The sequence below is a fragment of the Jeotgalibacillus sp. S-D1 genome (genome assembly GCF_004358665.1).
Classification (GTDB): Bacteria; Bacillota; Bacilli; order Bacillales; family Jeotgalibacillaceae; genus Jeotgalibacillus.
This window is the reverse complement of the sequence record NZ_SMZR01000007.1, coordinates 36,166-58,210: the sequence shown is the minus strand read 5'-3', so window position 1 is coordinate 58,210 and position 22,045 is coordinate 36,166. Positions and strand designations below refer to the sequence as shown.

Sequence of the window (22,045 nt, the reverse complement as noted above, 5' to 3'; positions counted from 1 at the left end):
ATTCTGCATCAGCCATAACTCCTTTACATGCCCGTCCCACATGCGTATAATGCGGTCTTGTGATTATAAAAAAACGGCATGAGGAGGCATTTCGTATGAATAAGGTTATGAGTTTTTTATGGATGAATATCGGAGCACTTTTTGTTGCGATCAATGTACATTTCTTTCTTTCACCTAATAGTCTGGCGACTGGGGGCGTGAGCGGAATGTCCATTGTATTAAATACACTTTTCCCCGGAATGTCGATTGGTTTGTTTATGATATTAGTTAACATTGTATTATTTGCTTTGGGAATCGCTTTTTTAGGCTTTCAATTTGGCGCTAAGACAGTCTACACCAGTTTTGCCCTGTCAGGATATGTCTGGCTTCTGGAATGGCTGGCTCCGCTTACTGGACCACTAAGTGATGATATTTTAATCCAGTTAATTATTGGTCAATGTATCGCAGCGATCGGCATGGCGATTGTATTTAATCAAAAAGCTTCAACTGGCGGTACAGATATTATTGCAATGATCATCAATAAATATTTTCGAATTGAAATTGGACGGGCCGTATTGTTTTCCGATTTGGCTGTTGCTTTGTCCTCTGTATTATTATTTGGACCGCAAATTGGCATGTACGCATTCTTCGGTGTCATTTTAAATGGATTAATGATCGATTATACGCTTCAGCAATTTAATGCAAATAAAGAAGTGGTTATCATCAGCCGGGAAAGTGACCTCATCCGTGCCTTTATTGTAGGGGAACTTGGATGCGGTGCAACGATTCATACTGCTAAGGGTGCATTTAATTATGAACAAAAAGAAGTTATCACAACGATTCTTGGCAGAAAAGACTTATCCAAATTAAAAAATTATGTAGGCAGACAAGATGAAAAAGCTTTTATTACTGTCCATAATATGAATGAAATCCTTGGCCAGAATTTCAAACGATTAGCATGACCGTGTTGTCAAAAGACAATACGGTTTTTTTATTTTTTTAATACTCCCTATAGATGATCCGAATAATATATTGTGTTTTATGGGAATATTCATTATAATGAGATCATATTTTAGATGGAACGGAAAGGGAGGTGAAAAGAGATGAGTAATGAGTTGATGTTATTCACAGCATTTTTAACATTTATTACAATTTGCTGTGGGATTTTTCATGCATTTACGCTTAAAGGGATAAGTATGCCCTTTTTTAGCCAATGTACGAATTCAACTTCATTCAGAGATCTCTTATCACCTCAGGAAAGATCAAAATAGTGCAGCAGTATGTCCGAAGCATACTAATTTGCTTGCTCTATTTAAGTAGCTGTAGGGATAATGATTCCCTGCGGCTATTTTTATTGCTGTAAAACAAGAGATCTCTCAACTTATGATTGGGAGGAAAACAATATGATTATTTGTCAATTAAACCAAGTGAAAAAAGAATATAGCGATACAACAATTTTTGATAATATTTCATTTACTATCAAAGAGAATGCACGGATCGGATTAGTAGGAAGAAACGGGAGTGGAAAAACGACTTTATTTAACCTTATCTCCGGTATGGAAGAGCCAACAGAAGGAAACGTTACAAAGCAAAAAAATTGTCAGATTGGTTCACTGGCTCAAATTCCAACGGCAGCAGGACAAACAGCAGGAAAAGAATATTTGGAATCGGCATTTCGCGATCTTTTAGCCATACAGGAAAAGCTCCATTCCATTGAAATAGAGCTGACTAATGAGAAAAATGAATCTGCCCTGTCCCGTTTAGCCGAGGAGTATGGTTTGCTTCAAGAAACATTTGCACAAAGGGGAGGCTATGAAGTTGAGTCAAAGATTAACGCAGTTGTTAACGGCCTTCAAATCGAACATTTGAAAAACCGTACCTTCGAGCAAATGAGCGGAGGAGAGAAAACAAAGCTTGGTCTGGCGCTGCTGCTCTTGCAAAAGCCTTCTTTATTGCTGCTGGATGAGCCAACAAACCATCTTGATTTAGAGTCGATTGAATGGCTGGAACAGTTTATAAAAAACTATTCTGGGGCCCTTGTGGTCATCTCCCATGACCGCTATTTTTTAGATGAGGTTGTTACTGATATCGCAGATTTAGAGGATGGGGAATTAACTGTCTATCCCTGCAGTTACACCGAATATCTCACCAAAAAAGAAGAAAAGCTGATGCAGGAGTTTCATGCATACGAAGAACAGCAGAAAAAAATCAAAAAAATGAAGGAAGCCATCAAACGCTTGAGACAATGGGCAAACGAGGCAAATCCTCCTAATGAAAAGCTATTCCGAAAGGCAAAAAGTATGGAAAAGGCTTTAGCCAGAATTGAAAGATTAAAAAAACCTGTTTTGGAAGCTAAAAAAATGAATCTAGCTTTTGATACAGGCGGCAGAAGCGGGAAAGACGTCGTTGAGTTCAAAGAAGTATCCCAAGGTTTCGAAGATAAATTCCTTTTTCATAATGTTAATTTTCAAGTTTACCATCAGGATCGTTATGCCATAGTAGGAAGCAACGGCTCAGGCAAGACCACTCTTCTTCGGATGATTGTAAAAGAAGTGCTGCCGGATACAGGCACTGTAAAAATTGGCAGCAGCTGCCGGATCGGATATTTAGCTCAGCATGCTCTTGTTTTTAAAGAGGAAGACCGGGTGATTGATTTATTCAGAGATGAAATCGATATGAGTGAAGCAGAAGCAAGATATATATTAGCTAAATTTTTATTTTATGGTGCAAATGTCTTTAATAAAGTTTCAGGACTAAGCGGAGGAGAACGGATGAGACTTCGTCTGGCCGTACTGATGCACCAGACCTGCAATCTGCTTTTGCTGGATGAGCCGACAAACCATTTGGATATAGAAAGTCAGGAAGTGCTGGAAGAAGCATTAGCAGAATTTGAAGGCACCATCCTGGCTATATCGCATGATCGGTATTTTCTAAACAAGCTTTTTAACCGGATCGGCTGGCTCGAAAATGGGTCTATTACAACTTATGAAGGAACATTTAATTGGGCCAATGAAAAAAGACAGCAGCAACAGGTCAAACGTACTTCTGAGTCGGCGAAACCTGACCCTGTAAGAAACAAAAGTAAAAAAACATCAGACCAGAGAAGCACTATTTCCGAGGAAATAAATGAGGAAATATGGCTGGGAAAAGTTGAAGAAATTGAAAGAGAATTGGCTAAAGTAGAGAGGGAACTTTTAGAAGAAAAGAGTGCGGAACACCTGCAGCAGCTGTACAATCAAAAAGTAGCGCTGGAAAGCGAGTACGAAAAAGTATACCGTCTATATTCATAATTGATTTCACATTCTTGTGCCGTCTATATTCATATTAATTGTCGAATCGTGTTATTATATACCCAGAGTCATAATACGCATAAGGAAAAGGACAATTTATATGACACAAGACATATTAATTGAAAAAGCAGAAGAATTTATTCGCCAATTTTATAATGAAACGGGTCTTGATCAAACGTCCTGTGAAAGAAGGATACAGGAAGTAAAACAAAGTATTACTGAACTTGGCAGCTATAATCATACAACAGAAGAGCTTCAATACGGCGCCCGGGCAGCCTGGCGTAACAGCAACCGGTGCATTGGGCGATTGTTCTGGAATAGCCTGCATGTGTTTGACGCGAGAGAGGCGAAAACAGAAAGCAGCGTTGAAGAAGCACTTATAAATCACATAGAATATGCAACAAATGGCGGGAAGATTAGATCAGCGATAACCATCTTTGCTCCTCGCCAGAATAACAGAGATCCGGTGCGAATCTATAATCATCAATTAATCAGGTATGCCGGATACACGGCGGATAATGAAGAAATAATAGGGGATCCACATTCCGTACCTTTTACCCATTATTGCAGGTCATTAGGATGGGAAGGGAAGGGGACAAAATATGATATTCTTCCGCTCGTAGTACAGTTAGAGGGAAAAACGCCATACTATTTTGAACTGCCATCTTCAATTATTAAGGAAGTGCAAATTACCCACCCTGTTTATCCAATAAGCGAGCTGGAATTAAAATGGTATGCAGTGCCAATTATTTCAGAAATGAAGCTTGAAATTGGCGGTATTGAGTATATTGCTGCACCTTTTAATGGCTGGTATATGGAAACAGAGATAGGTGCGCGAAATTTTGCTGATGAAAACCGCTATAATGAGCTTTCAAAGGTAGCAGAAAAGATGGGGTTATCCACTGAGTACCAGTCAACTTTATGGAAGGACCGTGCTTTAATTGAGCTTAATTATGCGGTATTAACTTCATTTAAAGAAGCTGGGGTCAGTATGGTGGATCATCATACAGCAAGTAATCAGTTCTCGTTATTTGAAGAAAAAGAAAAAGTGGAGGGGAGAGAAGTAACCGGAGACTGGACGTGGCTTATCCCGCCATTATCTCCTGCTTCTTCCCATATTTTTCATAACACCTATAACAATACCTGGAAATCACCAAACTTTTTTTATCAGCCTTCATTTTTTCAGAATAATCCAGTGCAATTAAAGGAAGGATCCTGTCCTTTTTTATCTCAGTATTAATAAAAAATCTCTGTGGGAACTGTTAATTGGAAAGAGATCAACAGCCACGTTTAACAAAGCCAATAAAAAAGAAGAACTCAAATTTGAGTTCTTCTTTTTTGTTTAGAGTTCAGAGCTTAACACTACACTTCCTTCAGGTGTCTCACTCGATGCGTCCGGTTCATGGGAAACAGCAATTTGGTTCCATTGATCAGGATTAAAGTTATCGAGAGTAAATACTACGGTGCCTTCACCTGTTTCACTGGATTTAAAGGTACCTGCCCTCTGAGGAGTTTCACCTTCAATTAACCAGACCTGATATACTTCATCTTCATTAAGAGGCCCTAGGGAGGATGCATTAATAACCACATTTACTTCAGAGCCGTTTCGTACAATTGAAGCTGTGCCGGCAGCGTTGCCGCCTTCATCTGCAGGGGTTAATGTGACGAATTGGAGCAGTTCATCAATCGTATCCTGAGACTGTCCTAATTGGGCTGATTGCTCCTGCAATTCATTATATAAAAAGAAGTTGCCACCAAGTGAAAGAAGAAGAGCAGCAGCTGCTGGAACCATCCATTTTGAAGGCCGGCTTTTTTTCTTTACTGTCTTTTTATCCGATTGGATGGGAGCGATCGGTAAAACTGGTTTTTCATTTTTATCGCTATCCTGATCAGAGTCTTCAAATAGATTGCCTAAAATGCGTTCTTTCATGCCTTCTGGCGGGCTTACTGGTTCGGAATCATAAGGAAGTTCATCAATTAATGCATTCCATTCTGCCAGTTCAGCCTGGCATTCTGAACAATTAGCCAGATGCAGCTCAAATGAATCTTTTTCTTCCTCTGTTAAATGACCATTAAAATAATCAATAATTTTATCGCACTGATCCGTATGGTTAGCCACTGACATTTCCTCCTTCCTCATGAATGTGGGTCTTAAGATGCTTGAGTGCCAATCGTATCCTTCCTTTAACCGTTCCGAGAGGAAGCCCGGTCCGATCAGCGATCTTTTCGTGGGTAAGCCCCTGGAAGTAAAATAATTCGATTATATGCTGCTGATCCTTTTTTAGTTTCGTAACAGCTCGCCGAACAAGCCTGGTTTGCTCTTTTTCTTCAAGCATTACTTCAGGCGTTTCAGATGCCTCCTGCAAAGAATCACGCTCTTCATACTCGACTGTAGGCCGCTTTGATTGCTTTCTAATCAAATCCAGGGCCATATTGCGAGTCATTGTCAAAAGCCATGAAGAGAATTTGCCTTTTTCTTCTGAATATACAGCATGGGTTTTCCAGAGCTTCATAAATACTTCCTGGACTACCTCTTCAGCAAGCTTTGGATCTTTTGTCATTCGGTATGAGAAGGAGTAAATCAGTTTTTCATATCGATTATAAAGAGTCTCTAAAGCCATTTTGTCCTGTTGGACCAGTCGTTTATACAATTCGATATCATGAGGTTCCGACATAGCAAACTCCTTTACTGAAAATAAGATACCTCAATCATACTTTACCAAAAGGGCGTTGACAATTTACTTACTTAGTAAACGGAAAAGAAGTGCAGTTAGATCACTTTTTAATTAAAAAATAAACTGTTATACCCTTTGAGAAACTGTGCCAAACTAAAAATAACAGTAAAATTGGTTTTTTTTAGTATCAAATGCCCATCAAGGACTGATTGCTGCAAAGAGTTAACTTCTGACTGATATTCAGAACTGCTTGGCAGGTAACTTTAGCATAAGTAAAGCACTGCCAGCGGCAGTGCTTTGCGTAATCCATTCACATTAATTATCTAGCAGCTTTTTGAAGCTTATTAATAAATGATAATGATTTTCCTGTTCCGATTGCTACAGACTCAAGCGGGTTTGGTGCAATATGCACAGGTACGACGATTTCTTCACTTAACCACTGCTGTAATCCGTTAAGCAGAGCGCCGCCGCCTGTTAGAATAACTCCACGGTCAACAATGTCTCCGCTTAATTCTGGCGGACAATTTTCAAGCGTAGCACGAATCGCTTCTAAAACGCTAAGCAGTGATTCTTGTATGGCAGCTTGAACCTCAGTTGATGTAAGGCTGATGGTTTTTGGCAGACCGGTAACCAAATCACGACCGCGAATATCCATTTCAATGCTTTTGTGTTCAATCGGAGCGTAGCCAACTTCCATTTTGATCTGTTCAGCTGTTCTTTCCCCAATTAGAAGATTATAAGATTTACGGATATATTGAATAATATCTTCATCCATTTTGTCTCCAGCTACACGGATGGTATTGCAAGAAACAACCCCTCCGTAAGAAATGATGGCTACTTCAGTTGTGCCGCCGCCGATGTCCACGATTACGTTTGCAACCGGCTCACCGACAGGAAGATCTGCTCCTATAGCAGCTGCAACCGGCTCTTCAATAAGGTGGACAGTTTTTGCACCGCTGTTTTTAACCGCATCATGAATAGCCCGACGCTCTACAGAAGTAGCTCCCGAAGGAGTGCAGACAACTACACTGGGTTTGCGAAGCGAGAAACCAAGCTTTTTGCCGATTGTTGCCATAATGTGCTTCAGCATATCTGTTGTTACGTCAAAATCTGCAATAACACCGTCTTTAAGAGGTCTGACAGCAATGATATTCCCTGGTGTTTTTCCGATCATATTTTTCGCATCAGTTCCTACAGCCAGGACTTTTTTTGTATTAATGTCAATTGCTACAACAGATGGTTCATTCATAATAATGCCCTTGCTTTTACTGTACACAAGTATATTTGCAGTACCCAAGTCGATACCAATTTCAGCATTTGATAGCATAAGTAATTCCTCCGTTATCATCATATAGTCTGGTAGAGTAAGTATTACAAGCAAGCATGTTTTCCTAAAAATCTAATATTTCAAGTGATAACCAGCCAATTTTGGAATGGCATAGAGAATCAGCAACTATTTTTTGTGATATTTTACATGTTGTTATGCGGTTTCACTTTTAGATTTCAGGGCGAATTAATTGCCCAGTATACTCTTCCGTGTAGTATAGACTATTTTTAAGTAGAGTTGGAGGGGCGAATGTTGGAGTTTTTGTATATTACAGTTAAAAAAGGAATGAAATGAAATCGTAATAATTTTAAAACCCTGCCAGATAAGCAGGTAAGCGCTATCTTGAAAAAATAGTAAACTGTAATTGTAATAAAATAATAATCCTTCTGTAACGTAAATATTGCTCATTGCGTCTGGAGTCGCAGGGGAGTTTACCTAAAAAAGGTTTTATATAAATTTAAATATAAACCTTTTTGTATATGAACGCGTACATCACATAGGAAAAAAGAATTGATTTTGCTCATAAAAAAAATCCTCTAAGCATGTCACTTGAGGATCAAAAATGATTAAAAGTTGGCTTTTGAAAAAAATGCAGCCAATTCCTGGCTATGCAATTTTCTTGCTTTCCGATGGGAGGCTCTGTTACCTGCTGTTTCATTTAACCATTTTTCTTCTTCGGTTTCTGCAACTACTTGAGGCACTTGAGCGGGCCTGTTGTTTTCATCAAGGGCAACAAATGTCAAAAAAGAGATAGCTGCAACGGTTTGTTCTCCGGTTAACAGGTTTTCTGATGTAACGCGCACAAAAACTTCCATTGAACTTTTTCCGGTGTAGGTTACGAAAGATTCTAGCGTTACGGCATCACCTACACGGATTGGCTGCAGGAAGTCTACTGAATCTGTTGATGCTGTTACTACGGATGAGCGGGCTAATTTAGTTGCAGAGATGGAAGCAACATTATCAATGTACCCCATTAATTTTCCTCCAAATAATGTCCCGTGATGATTGGCATCCGGGGGGAGAACATGACTTGTTTGAATGGTACGGGTTTCTTTCATGAATTTTGAAGTCGTCATCTGCTGATGCTCCTTTTTATAAGTGCCTGATGTTTGTTTCTGCTGATCTTTGATAAAAAAACATTGGCACAGGGCCAATGTCTTAAGGTTTTGGATCGATTTTTTCAGCGTCTTTCGAATTTAACGGAATGCGCAGAAAATACATAAACGCTCCGCCCAAAAGTCCGATTAGTGCTACGAATCCTAGCAGGGTCACTGTCATTACTCCCATTAGTCATAGCCCCCTTTCAATAAAATACTCTATTTCTTCTTTTTAGTATAAAGGATTATGAGCGCAATAGTAAAATGTTTTTCAGCCTGCAGTCATTTTTGGTCTAAAAGAGAGCATATTCTGCTCTTTCTGGGTGTGCGTCTCGATCCGTCTTATCGGTGAGCGACCGATAAAGTCAGAAATATGAACGATAAATTTGTAAAAGTGATCGATAAAAAGGAAGATGTGATCGATAAAATCAGTATTTGTTCCAGAATGTTAGTTAAAAGCTAAAAGTTGAACGATAAAATATAAAAAATGTTTGATAAATACTTAAAAGTGATCGATAAAACAAAATTGTTGATCGATAAATGCCCGCGGGACCAAAGACTTTCCAAAGGATAAAAATAGGCGGTGACAGAAGGCTGAATTCAGCCTTCTGTCACCGCCTTGTGCTAGTCGCCCCTAAACGCCAGTTTCCGCTTTTAGTTTATCCAGCTGCAGCGGGCAGCTCCTCGGATCGTAAGTCACGCTGGCATTTAGGCAAAGAGCGCCTAATTGCCACCGCGCCTTACGTCTGTCGGAGCTAAACGCCCGCTTCCGCTTTTAGTTTATCCAGCACCAGGCGCTAGCCCCTCGAGGTCATAAGTCACGCTGCCCCAGTGGACAAAGGGCGTCCACTTGGCCACCGCGCCTTATGCTTGTCGGGGCTGAACGAGCGCCTTCCGCTTTTAGTTTATCCAGCTGCAACTGGCAGGGGCTCGAGGTCACAAGTCAAGCGCTGCCAGAAGGCAAAGGGCAGCCTTCTGGCAGCACTCGCCTTGTGCTAGTCGCCCCTAAACGCCAGTCTCCGCTTTTAGTATTAAAACGCCCAGTCTCCATCTCTGAAGATGGGTTCTTTTGTGCCGTCTGGTGCGATGCCGTCGATGTTCATTTTGTTTGATCCGATCATGAAGTCGACGTGGGTGATGCTGTTGTTCAGTCCGTTTTCTGCGAGCTCGTCTTCTGACATGGTTTTACCGCCTTCGATACAGAAAGCATAGGCGCTTCCGATCGCCAGGTGATTAGATGCATTTTCATCAAATAGTGTGTTAAAAAACAGCACATTTGATTGGGAGATAGGTGATTTATGCGGAACAAGGGCAACTTCTCCAAGACGGTGGGAGCCTTCATCCGTTTCGATCAGCTTTTTAAGGATTTCTTCCCCTTGTTCTGCTTTAACCTCAACAATTCTTCCATTGCTGAATGTTAGGGTAAAGTTATCGATAATGTTTCCGCCATAGCTTAATGGCTTTGTATTGGTCACGTAACCTTCTACACCATTTTTATGTGGAACAGTGAAAACTTCCTCTGTTGGCATATTTGCCATGAAGGTGTGTCCTTTTTCATTAATGCTGCCGGCGCCAGCCCAAAGGTGACCATTAGGCAATTCAATCGTCAAATCTGTTCCAGGTGCAGTGTAATGCAATTTTTGGTAGCGTTTATTGTTGAGGTAATCCGCTTTAACATGAAGTGTTTCATCATGTTCTTTCCATGCAGCGACCGGGTCAGCCTGATCCACTCGAACAGCTTTAAATATAGCATTCCACAATGCATCCACCGCTTCTTCCTCAGCGTGATCTGGAAATACTTTTTTTGCCCACGCTGCAGAAGGAGCCGCAATAACTGTCCAGCTTACTTTATCTGATTGAATGTATTTACGGTATTGAGCAAGCGCTTTACCGGCGGCTTGTTGAAATGCTGAAATTTTTTCCGGGTTTACTCCCTGCAGAAGGTCAGGACTTGCAGAAACAATATTCATGAAGGCAGCGCCTTCTTTCGCCATTTCTTCCCGCTCCATGCGCTTCCAGCTGGGGAATTCGTTAAATGAATCTTCGGGAGCCATATCGTAGCGCATTCTTCCAATTTCATCATCGGACCAGTCAACAAATACTTGTCTTGCGCCATTTTCATATGCTTTTTTAGCAACTAAACGAACGAATGGTGCGTTTTCAATACTCGCGCCGATATAAAGCCATTGATCTGGCTGGATATTAACGCCTACTTTTACAGCTAGATCTGCATACTTTTCTAAAAGCTGTTGATGATTCATTTTTTGGTCTCCTTTGTATGTAGTTTCCTTCTTATTTTATCAATTGATTGGCTAAAATCAAAAAAATAAGAAAACATTTTAAAGCCCTTTCTGATAAATGGCTAAAGGGCTTTTACAATAGACCGATAAACTAGAGGTAAAAGAAAATTTGAATGTAGGTGAAGGCAGTTGGATAAATCCACAGTATTCGGGATTGTTTTTGGATTTTTAGCAATTGGAATAGGAATTGTTTTAAAGGGGGTTGACCCTGCTGCACTGGTAAACGGTCCGGCACTATTGATTATCATATTAGGAACAGCTGCTTCTGTAACGATTGCTTTTCCAACATCTGAGTTAAAAAGGGTACCGCAGCTTTTCGGCATCTTATTTAAGGAAGGTAAAACCATAAATATTAAAGAAACGATACTGTTGTTTAGTGAGTGGGCTGACTTGGCAAGGCGGGAAGGGCTGCTTTCTTTGGAGACTAAAACAAATGAAATAGAAGATCCTTTTTTGCGAAATGGATTTGGGCTTGCGATTGATGGACAAAACGCAGAGTACATAAGGGATGTATTGGGTGAAGAAATCGAGGCAATGGAAGACCGCCATATATCCGGTGCCTCCATTTTTACACAAGCAGGCACTTACGCCCCGACTCTTGGGGTACTGGGGGCGGTTGTTGGTCTTATTGCAGCGCTTGGGGATATGAACGATACGGATGCATTGGGCCATGCTATTTCAGCGGCATTTATTGCAACGCTTCTTGGAATTTTTACGGGGTATGTGCTGTGGCATCCATTTGCCAACAAACTTAAGCGCAAATCAATTCAGGAAGTAAGGGTGAAAAATATGATGATTGAAGGGATAGTAGCCGTACTTGAAGGAGAAGCACCAAGGGTAATTGAACAAAAGCTTGCCGCTTATTTACCAGCTAAAGAGCGCGAGATGCTGAGAGATGAAGGCGGGGAGCTTAAAAATGCCGAGGCGTAGGAAAAAGCATAAACATAAAACGGAGGAACATGTGGATGAATCGTGGCTACTTCCTTATGCTGATCTGCTCACACTGCTGCTGGCAATGTTTATCGTATTATTTGCCAGCAGCAGTGTAAATGATTTTAAATTTCAGCAAATGTCTCAGGTTTTTAACGAAATTTTTTCAGGAGGAGAACAAATTTTGGACTTCCCAGGTTTGATTGAGCAGGACAAACCTGGCAGTCAAATAACTCCCTTGATCAATGAAAAGGAGGCTGAGGAAACAAGGGTGATGCAGGAACTGATGGAGGTTCAAAAGGCCAGGAAAACAGCTGCTGCGGCAGACTTGGAGGAATTGAAAAAAATTCAATCTGCTATTAATTTGTACATTGCAGATAATGGACTGTCTGCACAGTTTGCCACGGAATTGCGCGACGAGGGACTGCTGCTTACGATTAGGGACAGCGCTTTGTTCGATTCTGGCTCTGCATCTGTCAAAGAATCATACAGGGAAATGGCAGATGAAGTCGCTCAACTGCTCAAGTTTGATCCGCCAAGGAGTGTGGTTATTACCGGACATACTGATGATGTACCTATCAGTAATTCAAATTTTAGCTCAAACTGGGAATTAAGCGTGATGAGAGCTGTTAACTTCATGAAAATCGTTATTGATAACCCAGATCTTGATCCCAGATGGTTCAGTGCAAAAGGGTTTGGGGAGTATCAGCCTATTTCTCCAAATGAATCAGTACAGGGAAGAGCCAAAAATAGACGAGTGGAAGTAATGATATTGCCGCGCGTGACAAGTGAAGGGGTGCTGGATGCCTCTGCTGAAAGTCATGAATAAATAAACAGCTGCCTGGAAATGGAAGGCAGCTGTTTTTGTTTACTGATGCGAGTTTACATATCAGTTTAGAAGAAGTCTGCGATTCTAGTATTCTTCCAAAAAAGTGAAAGAATTAGGAAGTTCACCGTTTAGTTTCCATGTTCAAGGGAAAAGGAGGTAATGATATTATACATATTTATTCAGAGGGGGACGATTTAGTTGGATACATTTTTAGAGAGAGTTGCGGTATTTTCCGAGCAGCTTTGGGGTTATCCCTTAATTGCGGTATTGCTATTTGCTGGAATATTTATGACTGTAAAGCTTGGCTTTTTCCAGTTCCGCTATCCGGTATACATATTTAAACAGACTTTTGGCAGCATAAATAAAAAACCAAAAGGAGAAGGAACGGTTACCCCGTTTCAGGCGCTGACATCTGCCCTTTCTTCAACAATCGGTGCGGCAAATATCGTTGGTGTGCCAGCGGCTATTATGTTTGGCGGGCCGGGAGCTGTATTTTGGATGTGGGTTATCGCTTTAATCGGGATGTCACTTAAATTTTCAGAGAGTGCACTGGCTGTTCATTACAGAGAAAAAAATGAGAAGGGTGAGTTTGTCGGCGGACCAATGTACTACATGACAAAGGGTCTTGGCATGAAATGGCTCGGCATTTGGTTTTCATTCGCTTTAATGATTGAATTGATCCCAAGTGTAATGGTACAGGGTAATTCAGTTGCCAACACAGTTGAAGAGTCATTTAATATTCCTGCGCTTTGGACTGGAATTGTCATTGCCGTGCTGATTGGAATTATTGTTTTTGGCGGAATTAAACGGATTGGTAAAGTAACAGAGGTAATCGTACCGTTTATGGCACTGATCTATGTTGGCGGAGCAATTGTCATCCTTGTAATGAATTTAGATTTACTTCCTGATTTCTTCTATTTAATTTTTTCTAATGCGTTTTCTCCTGCTCCTGTTATTGGTGGATTTGCAGGCGCTGCAATTGTCGATGTCATCCGATGGGGATTTGCCAGAGGGCTTTATTCAAATGAAGCAGGTCTTGGTACCGCTCCAATGGCGCATGCAGCAGCACAAACAGATCACCCTGTACGCCAAGCATTCTGGGCAATCGTGGGGATTGTTGTCGATACCCTCGTTATTTGTACAGCAACTGCATTTGTTGTACTCTCATCAGGTGTTTGGACCGGAGAAAATGCAATGGATAATAGCAGTGCGTTAACAACCATTGCTTTTTCAAGTTATTTTGGGGAATTCGGCAGCATTTTAGTAACCGTCTCCTTAATCTTCTTTGTATTATCGACGATTCTGGTTGTTATTTTTTACGGTGCTAAACAAGCAGAGTTTTTATTTGGTTTAAAAGCATCATATATTATTCAATTTGTCTACTTGATCGCCATCGTTTTGGGCGCGGTTGGAGCAGCAGAAGTTATCTGGGGCTTCCTTGACATTATGCTCGCAGCCATACTGATCCCGAATCTTATTGCGATTCTCCTGCTGAGCAATAAAGTTAAAGAATTGAAAACTGAATTTTTCACCTCGGAGGACTATTATTTAAAAGATATACGCAAAAAAAAGAAATAATATCAAAACGTGAGTGCCAATAGGGTTCTCACGTTTTTTTTATGGCTGCAAACGGATTATATACTTTATATTACAAAATTGTTACAATAAATAAAATAGATGAAATGAGAGAGGGTGGGGGCAAATATGAATCTACTTCCTATTCAATATGAAACGTTCGTTCAGCAAACCCCGGCACCGGTTGTAGTGATTGATGAAAGCATGCGCATTGTTGAAATGAATCCAACCTTTTCAGTTTTGTTTAATATTGTTCAGGGGGACCAGGATCATTATTTAACAGATTTTATTTTTTTTCGAAACATTCATTTCTTGTCAATTGTTTCAAATGGATTTAATGAAGATAAACCAGTTGAAAAAAATTGTTCCTTTGAGCTTAAAGAACAATTCATTACTTTGAGCGTCAAGGTCTTTCCATCAGGGTCAGATGAACAAACCAAATTAGCTGGATTAGTTTTTCACGAACAGGTCCCCGAGAACAACAGCAAAGATAAAACCTCAACCCTCGAATCTGAAGAGAACATTGTTACTCAAAATGTCATGATCTTAAAAATCGTTCATAACGGTATTGGCTTTGAAATCGTACACGCGGTGGGGAGCCTGCTATCCAAATTAGGAATCCCCGTTTTTGATATAGAAAATAAGATGATTCATGAGCTCTATTTGCTGGATGACACGGACAAGTATCTATTGATGCTGAATAGGGTCTGGAATTTGCAGCGTGAAGAAACGTATGAAGGAAAGGTATTTGGTCTTGATTTTATCGCCTCGGTAGTTCCAATTTTAAAACGGGGACTAACAATTGAAATTATTTGTACTGTTACCGATATCTCTTTGATGAAGAAAACAAAAAGAGAGCTGTTCAGAAACCAGCAGAAATATCAATCATTAATGTATGATAACTCAGATAATATTTTTCTGATTGACCGCAATTGCAAAATTGCTGAAATAAATCCTGCTGCGGAGAAAAGGATGAAAATGAAACCTAATTCCCTAATTGGCAGAGACTATCGGGATTTTATAAAACCAGAGAGTTTGGAATTGACCAACGCTCACTTTAAAAAAGCAATGAACGGGGAGTCGCAGTATCACGAAACGATTATTTTGAATGAGGATCTTAGTGAAAGTCATATTAGCTGTGCAATGTTTCCGATTTTTATTGATGGAAAAGTAGAAGGAGTTTACGGGGTAGGCAGGGACGTAACTGCATTGGTACGAATGGATAGGAAATTGAAAAAAACCACTACTTTATTGCAAGCCTATTTTAACCATACCAATGATGGTGCATCTTTAGTTGCACAAAATGGGATGCTGCTGACTGTCAATCACCGCTTTGCTGATATGTTCGGATGGGAAAAAGATGACTTGGAAGGTCAGCATATTAATAGTCTGCTTCATCATGAACAGCCGCTAAGCCATAAGCAGCAGATTGAACAAGCGTTAAAAGGAAATGACATAAAACAATTTGAAAGCGTTTTATCTCACAAGGATGGAAGGGAGCTCTCTGTATTAATAAATCTAAGCGCTATCCGTTCTGAACAGGATGTAATTATCGGTATTGCGTTAATCATTCAGGATTTATCAAACAGAAAATTGACTGAAAATCTGTTGAAAAAATCAGAGCAGCTGGCATTAATCGGCCAGCTGGCAGCAGGTGTGGCGCACGAAATCAGAAACCCTCTTACTACATTAAAAGGATTTTTGCAGCTAATGGCAGAGGAGCAGCGGGATTCTCCTTATATTGAAATCCTGCAAAAAGAATTAAACCGAATTGAATTTATAACGGGAGAATTATTAACACTGGCAAAACCTCAGGTTACAGCATTTAAGCAAATGTCACTGGACGAGATCATTTATGACTCTGTTCAATTCATCAGTATGGAGGCAGTCAAACATGCAGTGGACATCGAGCTTGTAACCGAAAAAATAGATATTAGCTGTGAAGGTCATCAGCTAAAACAGGTGTTTTTAAATTTATTTATGAATGCCATCGAAGCCATGCCAAATGGAGGGAACTTGACTGTTGTCCTTAAAAAGGTGAATCAGACAGCCCGTATATTAATTACTGATACTGGAATTGGAATAGAGGAATCCCGCTTAAGAAAATTGGGCGAACCTTTCTACAGCACAAAAGAAAAAGGCACTGGATTAGGACTGATGATATGCAGAAATATCATTGAAAGTCATGAAGGCACATTTGAAATTCAAAGTGGGGTTGGGGTCGGTACAAGCGTTTCCATAACCCTTCCAATTTTAAATAGATGAAGACCCCGCTTGCTGCCAAAGGGTTTTCATTAGTTTGAGAGGACCGGAAATAATAGACGTTTTAAGCACTCTGCACATCGCAGGTGCTTTTTTTTTGGATTTTGCCTATTAATTTGTTTTCTTTTTTGCTGGAAGGGATAGACAGTAGTAAAGGTGGTGTTCACCACAATAAAGCAAAAAGACTGCTACATAAAAATTATCCTTAAAAAGGAGAGGAACTACTATGTTAAACGATTTAAAAAACATGTGGAAAGCAAGAACGTGGATGAAGACGAATGTTCCTTTCCTATATAGCTGGCATGCGTATGTTGGATTTGATTTAGATCTTTTTGAGGCATTTAAACGGCCTGTGAGAGTGTCTGATGTAGCGGATGCCTATGATTTAGAACCAATGCTGTTAGAGCAGTGGGTGGAAGTAGGGATTTCTCTTAAACACTTAAAACGTGATTCTAAGGACCGGATTCAAATCGCACGCTCCTGGAAACTTCCCGGTTCACGCAAAGACAGCCCTTCCTCCGGCGACCTATTAAAAGAGATGATGGAGCTGCATATTCCTTCTCTTTTAACTTATCCCGAATTGATGAAAGAGAAAAAACGCAATCATTTTGATTCTGAGGAACATGGTTCAACAGTTGCCAGAACCTCAACGCTGCTTGAACTGCTGGCTTTCCACCTGATCGACCGGAATGTAAAAAAGCATAAAGTAAAGTCAGTTTTAGATATTGGCTGCGGGGAAGCAGGGTATTTAATCAAATTGGCAAAAAAACATCCGGAATTAGACTTAATTGGAGTTGAGATCAATGAAGAAGTAGCGGAGGCAGCCAAAAAAGCTGCACAGGCTTTTGAGAAAATTGAAATCGTTCATTCTGACATGAACGACTATGAACCGAAAGATCCCGTTGATTATGTCATGATTAATAATCTGCTTCATTATGTTGATCCGGATGATCGCTATGAATTCTTTAAGCGATTATATGAACTGATGGCAGAAAAAGGAGTGGCAACGATTATCAGTCCGCTTCAAAAAGCAAAGCACGGCAAGCAGTTTTCCAGCGCTTTTAACAGCTTTTTTCTTACCTTTGATAATTTATATCCGATTCCTTCAGAGGATGAACTCAGGGATATCACAGAGCAAATAGGGTTCACAATGGAGAAGCCGACAGCCATCATTCGTGAGGGCGGATGGTTCATTTTGAAGCTCCAAAAAAATCCTGCCAATTAGGTTTAATGAAATAGAAAACAGGAAAAATACTGGATATAGCACTTTATAAAAGGAGATGTTTTCATTGGCTAAAATCGCAACGCTTATTACAGATTTATTTGAGGATGTTGAATATACAGATCCGGCTAAATCCTTCAAAGAAGCAGGTCACGAGGTAGTGACGATTGAGAAGGAAGCAGGAACTCAAGTAACCGGTAAACAGGGAAATGAAACCATCACCATTGATAAATCGATTGATGATGTATCACCGGGAGAATTTGACGCGTTATTTATTCCGGGAGGATTCTCACCGGATCAGCTAAGAGGCGATGAACGTTTTGTAGCATTTGCAAAATCCTTTATGGATGATAAAAAACCGGTTTTTGCAATCTGCCACGGTCCCCAGCTGCTTATTACAGCTAAAACGCTCGAAGGACGCACTGCAACCGGCTTTAAATCCATTCAGGTGGATATGGAATATGCCGGCGTAAACTATAAGGATGAAGCAGTGGTAGTATGCGGAGATCAATTAGTGACAAGCCGTACACCGGATGATCTTCCGGCATTTACCCGTGAATCCTTAAACCTGTTATCTTAATAAAAAAAGAAGTCCGATTCGATTGAATCGGACTTCTTTTTTTAATCTATCCTTTTCTCAGGTTTCCTAATTCTTCGGCAATTGCCTGCATTTCACTAGGGCTGAAATTTTCCCGTTTCATCACCATTGTGTAGAGGTCATGAAGCTCTTCGTACATCTCTTCATCAAAATGTGATGCCTTAATTGCACCAGCATTTACGATGCGCAGACGGTCTTTAATTTCGCCAATCATATATTCGGCATTTTCAGTTGATTTTACGGACAAGTTCATCGTTGTTTTCAGTCCCTTCCATGATTCTAATTTATCTTTCCATGATTTGAACATTCTGTCAACCTGAACTTGCCGTTTCGCAGCCTGCTTATGCTGTCGTTCTTTTTGCTTCTTCTTTTTCTTCTTTAATCTTTGCTTTGATTCGTTTTGTTTCATAGATAACAACACCTGATAATCCCAACAGACCTATTAAGTTAGGGAAAGCCATTAAACCATTCATAACATCTGAAAACAGCCAGACAACATCAAGTGAAGCAATTGAGCCGATCATTACGGCAATAACAAATAACGAGCGATAAAGAATGTTTAACTTCTTTGTCCCCACAAGATACTGGAAACATTTTTCTCCGTAATAAGACCAGCCGATAATCGTAGAAGATGCAAAGAAAACTAGTCCAATCGTTACGATAATTGGTCCAACGCCCCCAAGAAAGTGTTCAAATGAGGCTGATGTTAACGCACCGCCCTCTAAAGTGCCGCCGTCGTAAAGACCGGCCATAACAATAACAACACCTGTGATCGAACAAACAATGAGCGTATCCAGAAACACCTGTGTCATTGACACAAGACCCTGGCGTCCAGGCAAGTCAGTTTTAGCTGCTGCAGCAGCAATAGGGGCAGAACCCAGACCAGCTTCATTGGAAAAGACGCCCCGTGCTACTCCGTACCTGATAATGGCACCAATTACACCACCGGCAATGGCCTCATTTCCAAAAGCCAGTGAAAAAATAGTTCCGAAAGCTTCAGGAATCATACCGATGTTTAACACCATAATAATTAATCCGGCAAGCAGATAAAATACGACCATAATGGGAACAAATAGAGCTGTTACTTTACCAATGCTCTTAATGCCGCCTAAAATGACAAGAGCTGTAAATATAGTAAGCACAATTCCAGTGAGCCATGCTGGCACGCCAAAGGTATCATTCATAACACCTGAAACGGAATTTGACTGGACCATGTTGCCGATGCCAAAGGCGGCAATCGCCCCAAATAATGCAAAAAGTATCCCAAGCCATTTTTGCTTTAAGCCTCTCTCCAAATAGTACATAGGTCCGCCGGACATCTCTCCATCTGCGTCCTGCACCCGGTATTTGACGGCCAGTACGGCTTCAGCGTATTTTGTTGCCATGCCGAATACTGCGGACAGCCACATCCAGAAGATGGCGCCTGGCCCCCCAAGAACGACTGCCGTGGCTACCCCGACGATGTTACCGGTTCCCACTGTGGCTGCCATGGCTGTCATGAGTGATTGGAAATGAGAAATATCTCCTTTTGATTTTGTATCCTGATTTTTTGAAAAAGCAAGCTTTAATGAATATCCGGTGAGTCTGAATTGAATCCCGCCAAGACGGAACGTCAGGTAGATACCTGTTCCGACCAACAGGATTAGCAGCGGAGGACCCCAAACGAGTCCGCTGACATACCCCAAAAAATCTGTGATTGCTTCCATCAAACTTCCCCCTTATGTATATACAGGCAAAAAATATGTCTGAAAATGCATGCCATATACTAAATATTCCGAAAGATACCCCGCTATTGTCAAGGTTTTTTTCAGAAAGTTTAGTGAGTAAAGGTTTTAGAAGCACCGGTTAAGGTAAAATATAAAAGGAAGAATGTGGACTGGGGGGATATGCTATTAAGAACGTATTATTCGTTTGTTTAGGAAATATTTGCAGGTCCCCAATGGCAGAAGGAATTTTCAGAGATCTAGTTGAAAAAGAGGGGATGAGCCATCAAATTTCTGCAGACTCAGCAGGAACATCACATTGGCATACTGGAAAACCGCCTCATCAGGGGACGTTGGATCTCCTTAGAGCAAAGGGCATCTCCACTGAAGACCTGACTGCCCGTCAGCTTGTCAGGGAGGACCTGGAATCATTTGATTACATCGTGGGCTTGGATCGCAGCATAATGAAAGACATTGAAAAACTCACTCGTGCAACTTCAAATGAACCGGAATACATTTTGCTTTTGGAACTGATCGATTCGTATACAACTGATGTTCCAGATCCATATTATACAGGTAACTTTGATGAAGTTTACGAACTGCTTTATGATGGATGTACAGCATTATTAAATAAATTAAAACAGACAATTTAATTGGAGGAATGGTTATGGGAAGCAATAAATTTTCAACTGGAATTTTTTTAGGAGCAATTTTGGGCGGAGCGGTGAGTTTGTTAGACCGCGAAACCAGAACACAAACGTTTGCAGCTGCCAGAAAAAGCGGCCAGACGATTTCGTATTATTCGAGCCATACAAGAGAATTAGTCAGTGTCGCTAAAAAGAAAGCGGAACAATTAAAAGCAACTGTTGAACAAATTCAGGACGACTTTGAGTTTCTCACTGAAAAAATCGATGAGGTTAAGGAAATGACGCCTCAGTTAAAAAATATTTTGGTTGAGACGAAAGAAACATTTGAACATTCCGGAGAAACATATAAGCATGCGCTGACGGATGATGAAAAAAATGAGGAAAATCGCACAGACCTTTTTGTTGAGCGCAACCAGCCGGAATAACCGAAACAGTTAAATTAATTATAAGGGAGGCGGTTAAATGAGTGAGCAAAGCAGGAAAACCAAAAATCAACCTCTCAAAAAGACTCGGTCAACCAGGGATAATGCACAATGGAAAGAAGGACAGAAAAACCAGCATTTAGCGGATATGACTGATGCAATACATACAGGCGCCAGGCATGGAAACTATAATACAGTCGGCGGTTTTATTAAGGAAGTAATGCAGCGATTTACAAAAAGCGATACTCCGGGTCTTGGAGCTCAGCTGGCTTATTTCTTCCTTCTCTCGCTTTTTCCGTTATTAATTTTCGCTATGGCCCTTGTACCTTTTCTGCCAATTACCCAGGATCAGCTTCTCGATGTGTTCGCTGAATTTGCCCCGGGAGAAACAATGGCGTTAATTGAATCGACCGTTTCAGAGGTGGCGACAGGACAGAGTTCAAGTATTTTATCTGTGGGTCTGCTTGGTACCCTTTGGTCAGCATCAAACGGCATGAATGCACTAATGCGTTCCTTTAATCATGCATACGAAGTTCAGGAAACCAGGTCGTTCATTGTGGCGCGCAGCATGGCAATTGTCTGGACGATTGCCATGATTGGCGTTGTTGTGACCGCCCTGCTGCTGCCTATTTTCGGGCAGCAAATTGGCCAGGTTGTTTTTTCAGCTTTTGGCCTATCAGATGAATTTTTAACGATCTGGAATGTTTTGCGCTTTGGAGTAACCCCATTTGTTCTTTTAATGGTCTTTATAGGGTTATATACATTTGTACCTAATGTTAAGATCCGCTTTATCAGTGTTATTCCAGGAGCAATCTTTGCCGTAATCGGATGGTCATTAACTTCTTTCCTTTTTGCCTATTATGTTAGCAGCTTTGGAAACTATGCTTCTACTTATGGCAGTGTCGGAGGAATTATCGTACTGATGATCTGGCTTTACCTATCGGGCATTATTATGATGATTGGGGCACAAATCAACGCAACAATGGCAGCCAGAAAGAGGCACAAGCCTTATTCATCTTAAACAGAATAAAAACAGGATTGGCATCTGCCAATCCTCAGCTTGAAGAGAAACCTCCGTGGTTTTTCTCTTCAAGCTTTTTTGTATGAAAAAACATTCAGAATTTATCTTATACTCATTCTCTCCTGGTGGTAAAGAGCAATTGTTTGTTTTGGTTTATCTTGATTTTTT

At 40.6% G+C, this 22,045-nt stretch carries 21 protein-coding genes; 13 read left to right on the top strand and 8 right to left on the bottom strand.

The genetic code is table 11. The annotated features are described in order from the left end of the window. Positions 1-95 precede the first annotated feature (95 nt). From E2R51_RS17030 to E2R51_RS17020, 4 genes are all read left to right on the top strand, one after another. Complete coding sequence (locus E2R51_RS17030) at positions 96-941, top strand: YitT family protein (RefSeq protein ID WP_133378300.1); 846 nt, start codon at positions 96-98, stop codon at positions 939-941. A gap of 141 nt (positions 942-1,082) precedes the next feature. Further along, complete coding sequence (locus E2R51_RS20100) at positions 1,083-1,250, top strand: RAxF-45 family protein (RefSeq protein WP_306462132.1); 168 nt, start codon at positions 1,083-1,085, stop codon at positions 1,248-1,250. A 132-nt stretch (positions 1,251-1,382) separates the two neighbouring features. Beyond that, positions 1,383-3,269 (top strand): ribosomal protection-like ABC-F family protein, encoded by a 1,887-nt coding sequence (gene abc-f, locus E2R51_RS17025; RefSeq protein ID WP_133378299.1) that lies wholly within the window; start codon positions 1,383-1,385, stop codon positions 3,267-3,269. A 100-nt stretch (positions 3,270-3,369) separates the two neighbouring features. Beyond that, positions 3,370-4,509: a nitric oxide synthase oxygenase gene (locus tag E2R51_RS17020; RefSeq protein ID WP_133378298.1), complete on the top strand. Its 1,140-nt coding sequence runs from the start codon at positions 3,370-3,372 to the stop codon at positions 4,507-4,509. 102 nt (positions 4,510-4,611) lie between these two features. Here E2R51_RS17020 and E2R51_RS17015 read toward each other — a convergent pair whose 3' ends face one another. From E2R51_RS17015 to E2R51_RS16995, 6 genes are all read right to left on the bottom strand, one after another. Beyond that, positions 4,612-5,388, bottom strand: coding sequence for an anti-sigma factor (locus E2R51_RS17015; RefSeq protein ID WP_240733127.1), 777 nt, complete (start codon positions 5,386-5,388; stop codon positions 4,612-4,614). Further along, on the bottom strand, positions 5,381-5,944 hold the full coding sequence (locus E2R51_RS17010) for an RNA polymerase sigma factor (RefSeq protein WP_133378296.1): 564 nt from the start codon (positions 5,942-5,944) through the stop codon (positions 5,381-5,383). The genes E2R51_RS17015 and E2R51_RS17010 overlap by 8 nt, the downstream gene beginning before the upstream one ends. Positions 5,945-6,263: 319 nt before the next feature. Beyond that, positions 6,264-7,271 (bottom strand): rod-share determining protein MreBH, encoded by a 1,008-nt coding sequence (gene mreBH / locus E2R51_RS17005; RefSeq protein WP_133378295.1) that lies wholly within the window; start codon positions 7,269-7,271, stop codon positions 6,264-6,266. Positions 7,272-7,837: 566 nt separating this feature from the next. After that, complete coding sequence (locus E2R51_RS17000; RefSeq protein ID WP_133378294.1) at positions 7,838-8,347, bottom strand: acyl-CoA thioesterase; 510 nt, start codon at positions 8,345-8,347, stop codon at positions 7,838-7,840. An 82-nt stretch (positions 8,348-8,429) separates the two neighbouring features. Next, complete coding sequence (locus tag E2R51_RS20085; RefSeq protein ID WP_255509760.1) at positions 8,430-8,558, bottom strand: hypothetical protein; 129 nt, start codon at positions 8,556-8,558, stop codon at positions 8,430-8,432. Positions 8,559-9,399: 841 nt separating this feature from the next. Further along, positions 9,400-10,629 carry an aminopeptidase gene (locus tag E2R51_RS16995; protein WP_133378293.1) on the bottom strand — a complete coding sequence of 410 codons (1,230 nt, stop codon included), beginning with the start codon at positions 10,627-10,629 and terminating at the stop codon, positions 9,400-9,402. 168 nt (positions 10,630-10,797) lie between these two features. Here E2R51_RS16995 and motA point away from each other — a divergent pair, with 168 nt between their 5' ends. The 6 genes from motA to E2R51_RS16965 all read left to right on the top strand — a co-directional run bounded on the left by motA (position 10,798) and on the right by E2R51_RS16965 (position 18,066). Then, positions 10,798-11,598, top strand: coding sequence for a flagellar motor stator protein MotA (gene motA / locus E2R51_RS16990; RefSeq protein WP_133378292.1), 801 nt, complete (start codon positions 10,798-10,800; stop codon positions 11,596-11,598). Beyond that, entirely contained in the window at positions 11,585-12,427 is an 843-nt protein-coding gene (motB, locus tag E2R51_RS16985) for a flagellar motor protein MotB (protein ID WP_133378291.1), read from the top strand. Before motA ends, motB begins: the two co-directional genes overlap by 14 nt. 198 nt (positions 12,428-12,625) lie before the next feature. Further along, complete coding sequence (locus E2R51_RS16980; RefSeq protein ID WP_133378290.1) at positions 12,626-14,005, top strand: alanine/glycine:cation symporter family protein; 1,380 nt, start codon at positions 12,626-12,628, stop codon at positions 14,003-14,005. A gap of 126 nt (positions 14,006-14,131) precedes the next feature. Further along, positions 14,132-16,267 (top strand): PAS domain S-box protein, encoded by a 2,136-nt coding sequence (locus tag E2R51_RS16975; protein WP_133378289.1) that lies wholly within the window; start codon positions 14,132-14,134, stop codon positions 16,265-16,267. 223 nt (positions 16,268-16,490) lie between these two features. Then, complete coding sequence (locus tag E2R51_RS16970) at positions 16,491-17,489, top strand: SAM-dependent methyltransferase (protein WP_133378288.1); 999 nt, start codon at positions 16,491-16,493, stop codon at positions 17,487-17,489. Positions 17,490-17,544: 55 nt separating this feature from the next. Continuing rightward, positions 17,545-18,066, top strand: coding sequence for a type 1 glutamine amidotransferase domain-containing protein (locus tag E2R51_RS16965; RefSeq protein ID WP_133378287.1), 522 nt, complete (start codon positions 17,545-17,547; stop codon positions 18,064-18,066). A gap of 46 nt (positions 18,067-18,112) precedes the next feature. Here the strand turns inward: E2R51_RS16965 and E2R51_RS16960 are convergent, their stop codons facing one another. Both E2R51_RS16960 and E2R51_RS16955 read right to left on the bottom strand, forming a co-directional pair. Further along, entirely contained in the window at positions 18,113-18,337 is a 225-nt protein-coding gene (locus E2R51_RS16960; protein ID WP_133378379.1) for a DUF1128 domain-containing protein, read from the bottom strand. A gap of 88 nt (positions 18,338-18,425) precedes the next feature. Then, positions 18,426-19,790, bottom strand: a complete 1,365-nt coding sequence (locus E2R51_RS16955; protein ID WP_133378286.1) for an alanine/glycine:cation symporter family protein — start codon at positions 19,788-19,790, stop codon at positions 18,426-18,428. Positions 19,791-20,023: 233 nt separating this feature from the next. Here E2R51_RS16955 and E2R51_RS16950 point away from each other — a divergent pair, with 233 nt between their 5' ends. From E2R51_RS16950 to E2R51_RS16940, 3 genes are read left to right on the top strand one after another with little or no spacing between them, the layout of a single operon-like run. Next, on the top strand, positions 20,024-20,440 hold the full coding sequence (locus tag E2R51_RS16950) for a low molecular weight protein-tyrosine-phosphatase (protein WP_483299957.1): 417 nt from the start codon (positions 20,024-20,026) through the stop codon (positions 20,438-20,440). A 14-nt stretch (positions 20,441-20,454) separates the two neighbouring features. Further along, a complete protein-coding gene (locus E2R51_RS16945; RefSeq protein ID WP_133378284.1) occupies positions 20,455-20,859 on the top strand; it encodes a YtxH domain-containing protein in 405 nt (134 codons plus the stop codon). A gap of 37 nt (positions 20,860-20,896) precedes the next feature. Beyond that, on the top strand, positions 20,897-21,877 hold the full coding sequence (locus tag E2R51_RS16940; protein WP_240733126.1) for a YihY/virulence factor BrkB family protein: 981 nt from the start codon (positions 20,897-20,899) through the stop codon (positions 21,875-21,877). Positions 21,878-22,045 lie beyond the last annotated feature (168 nt).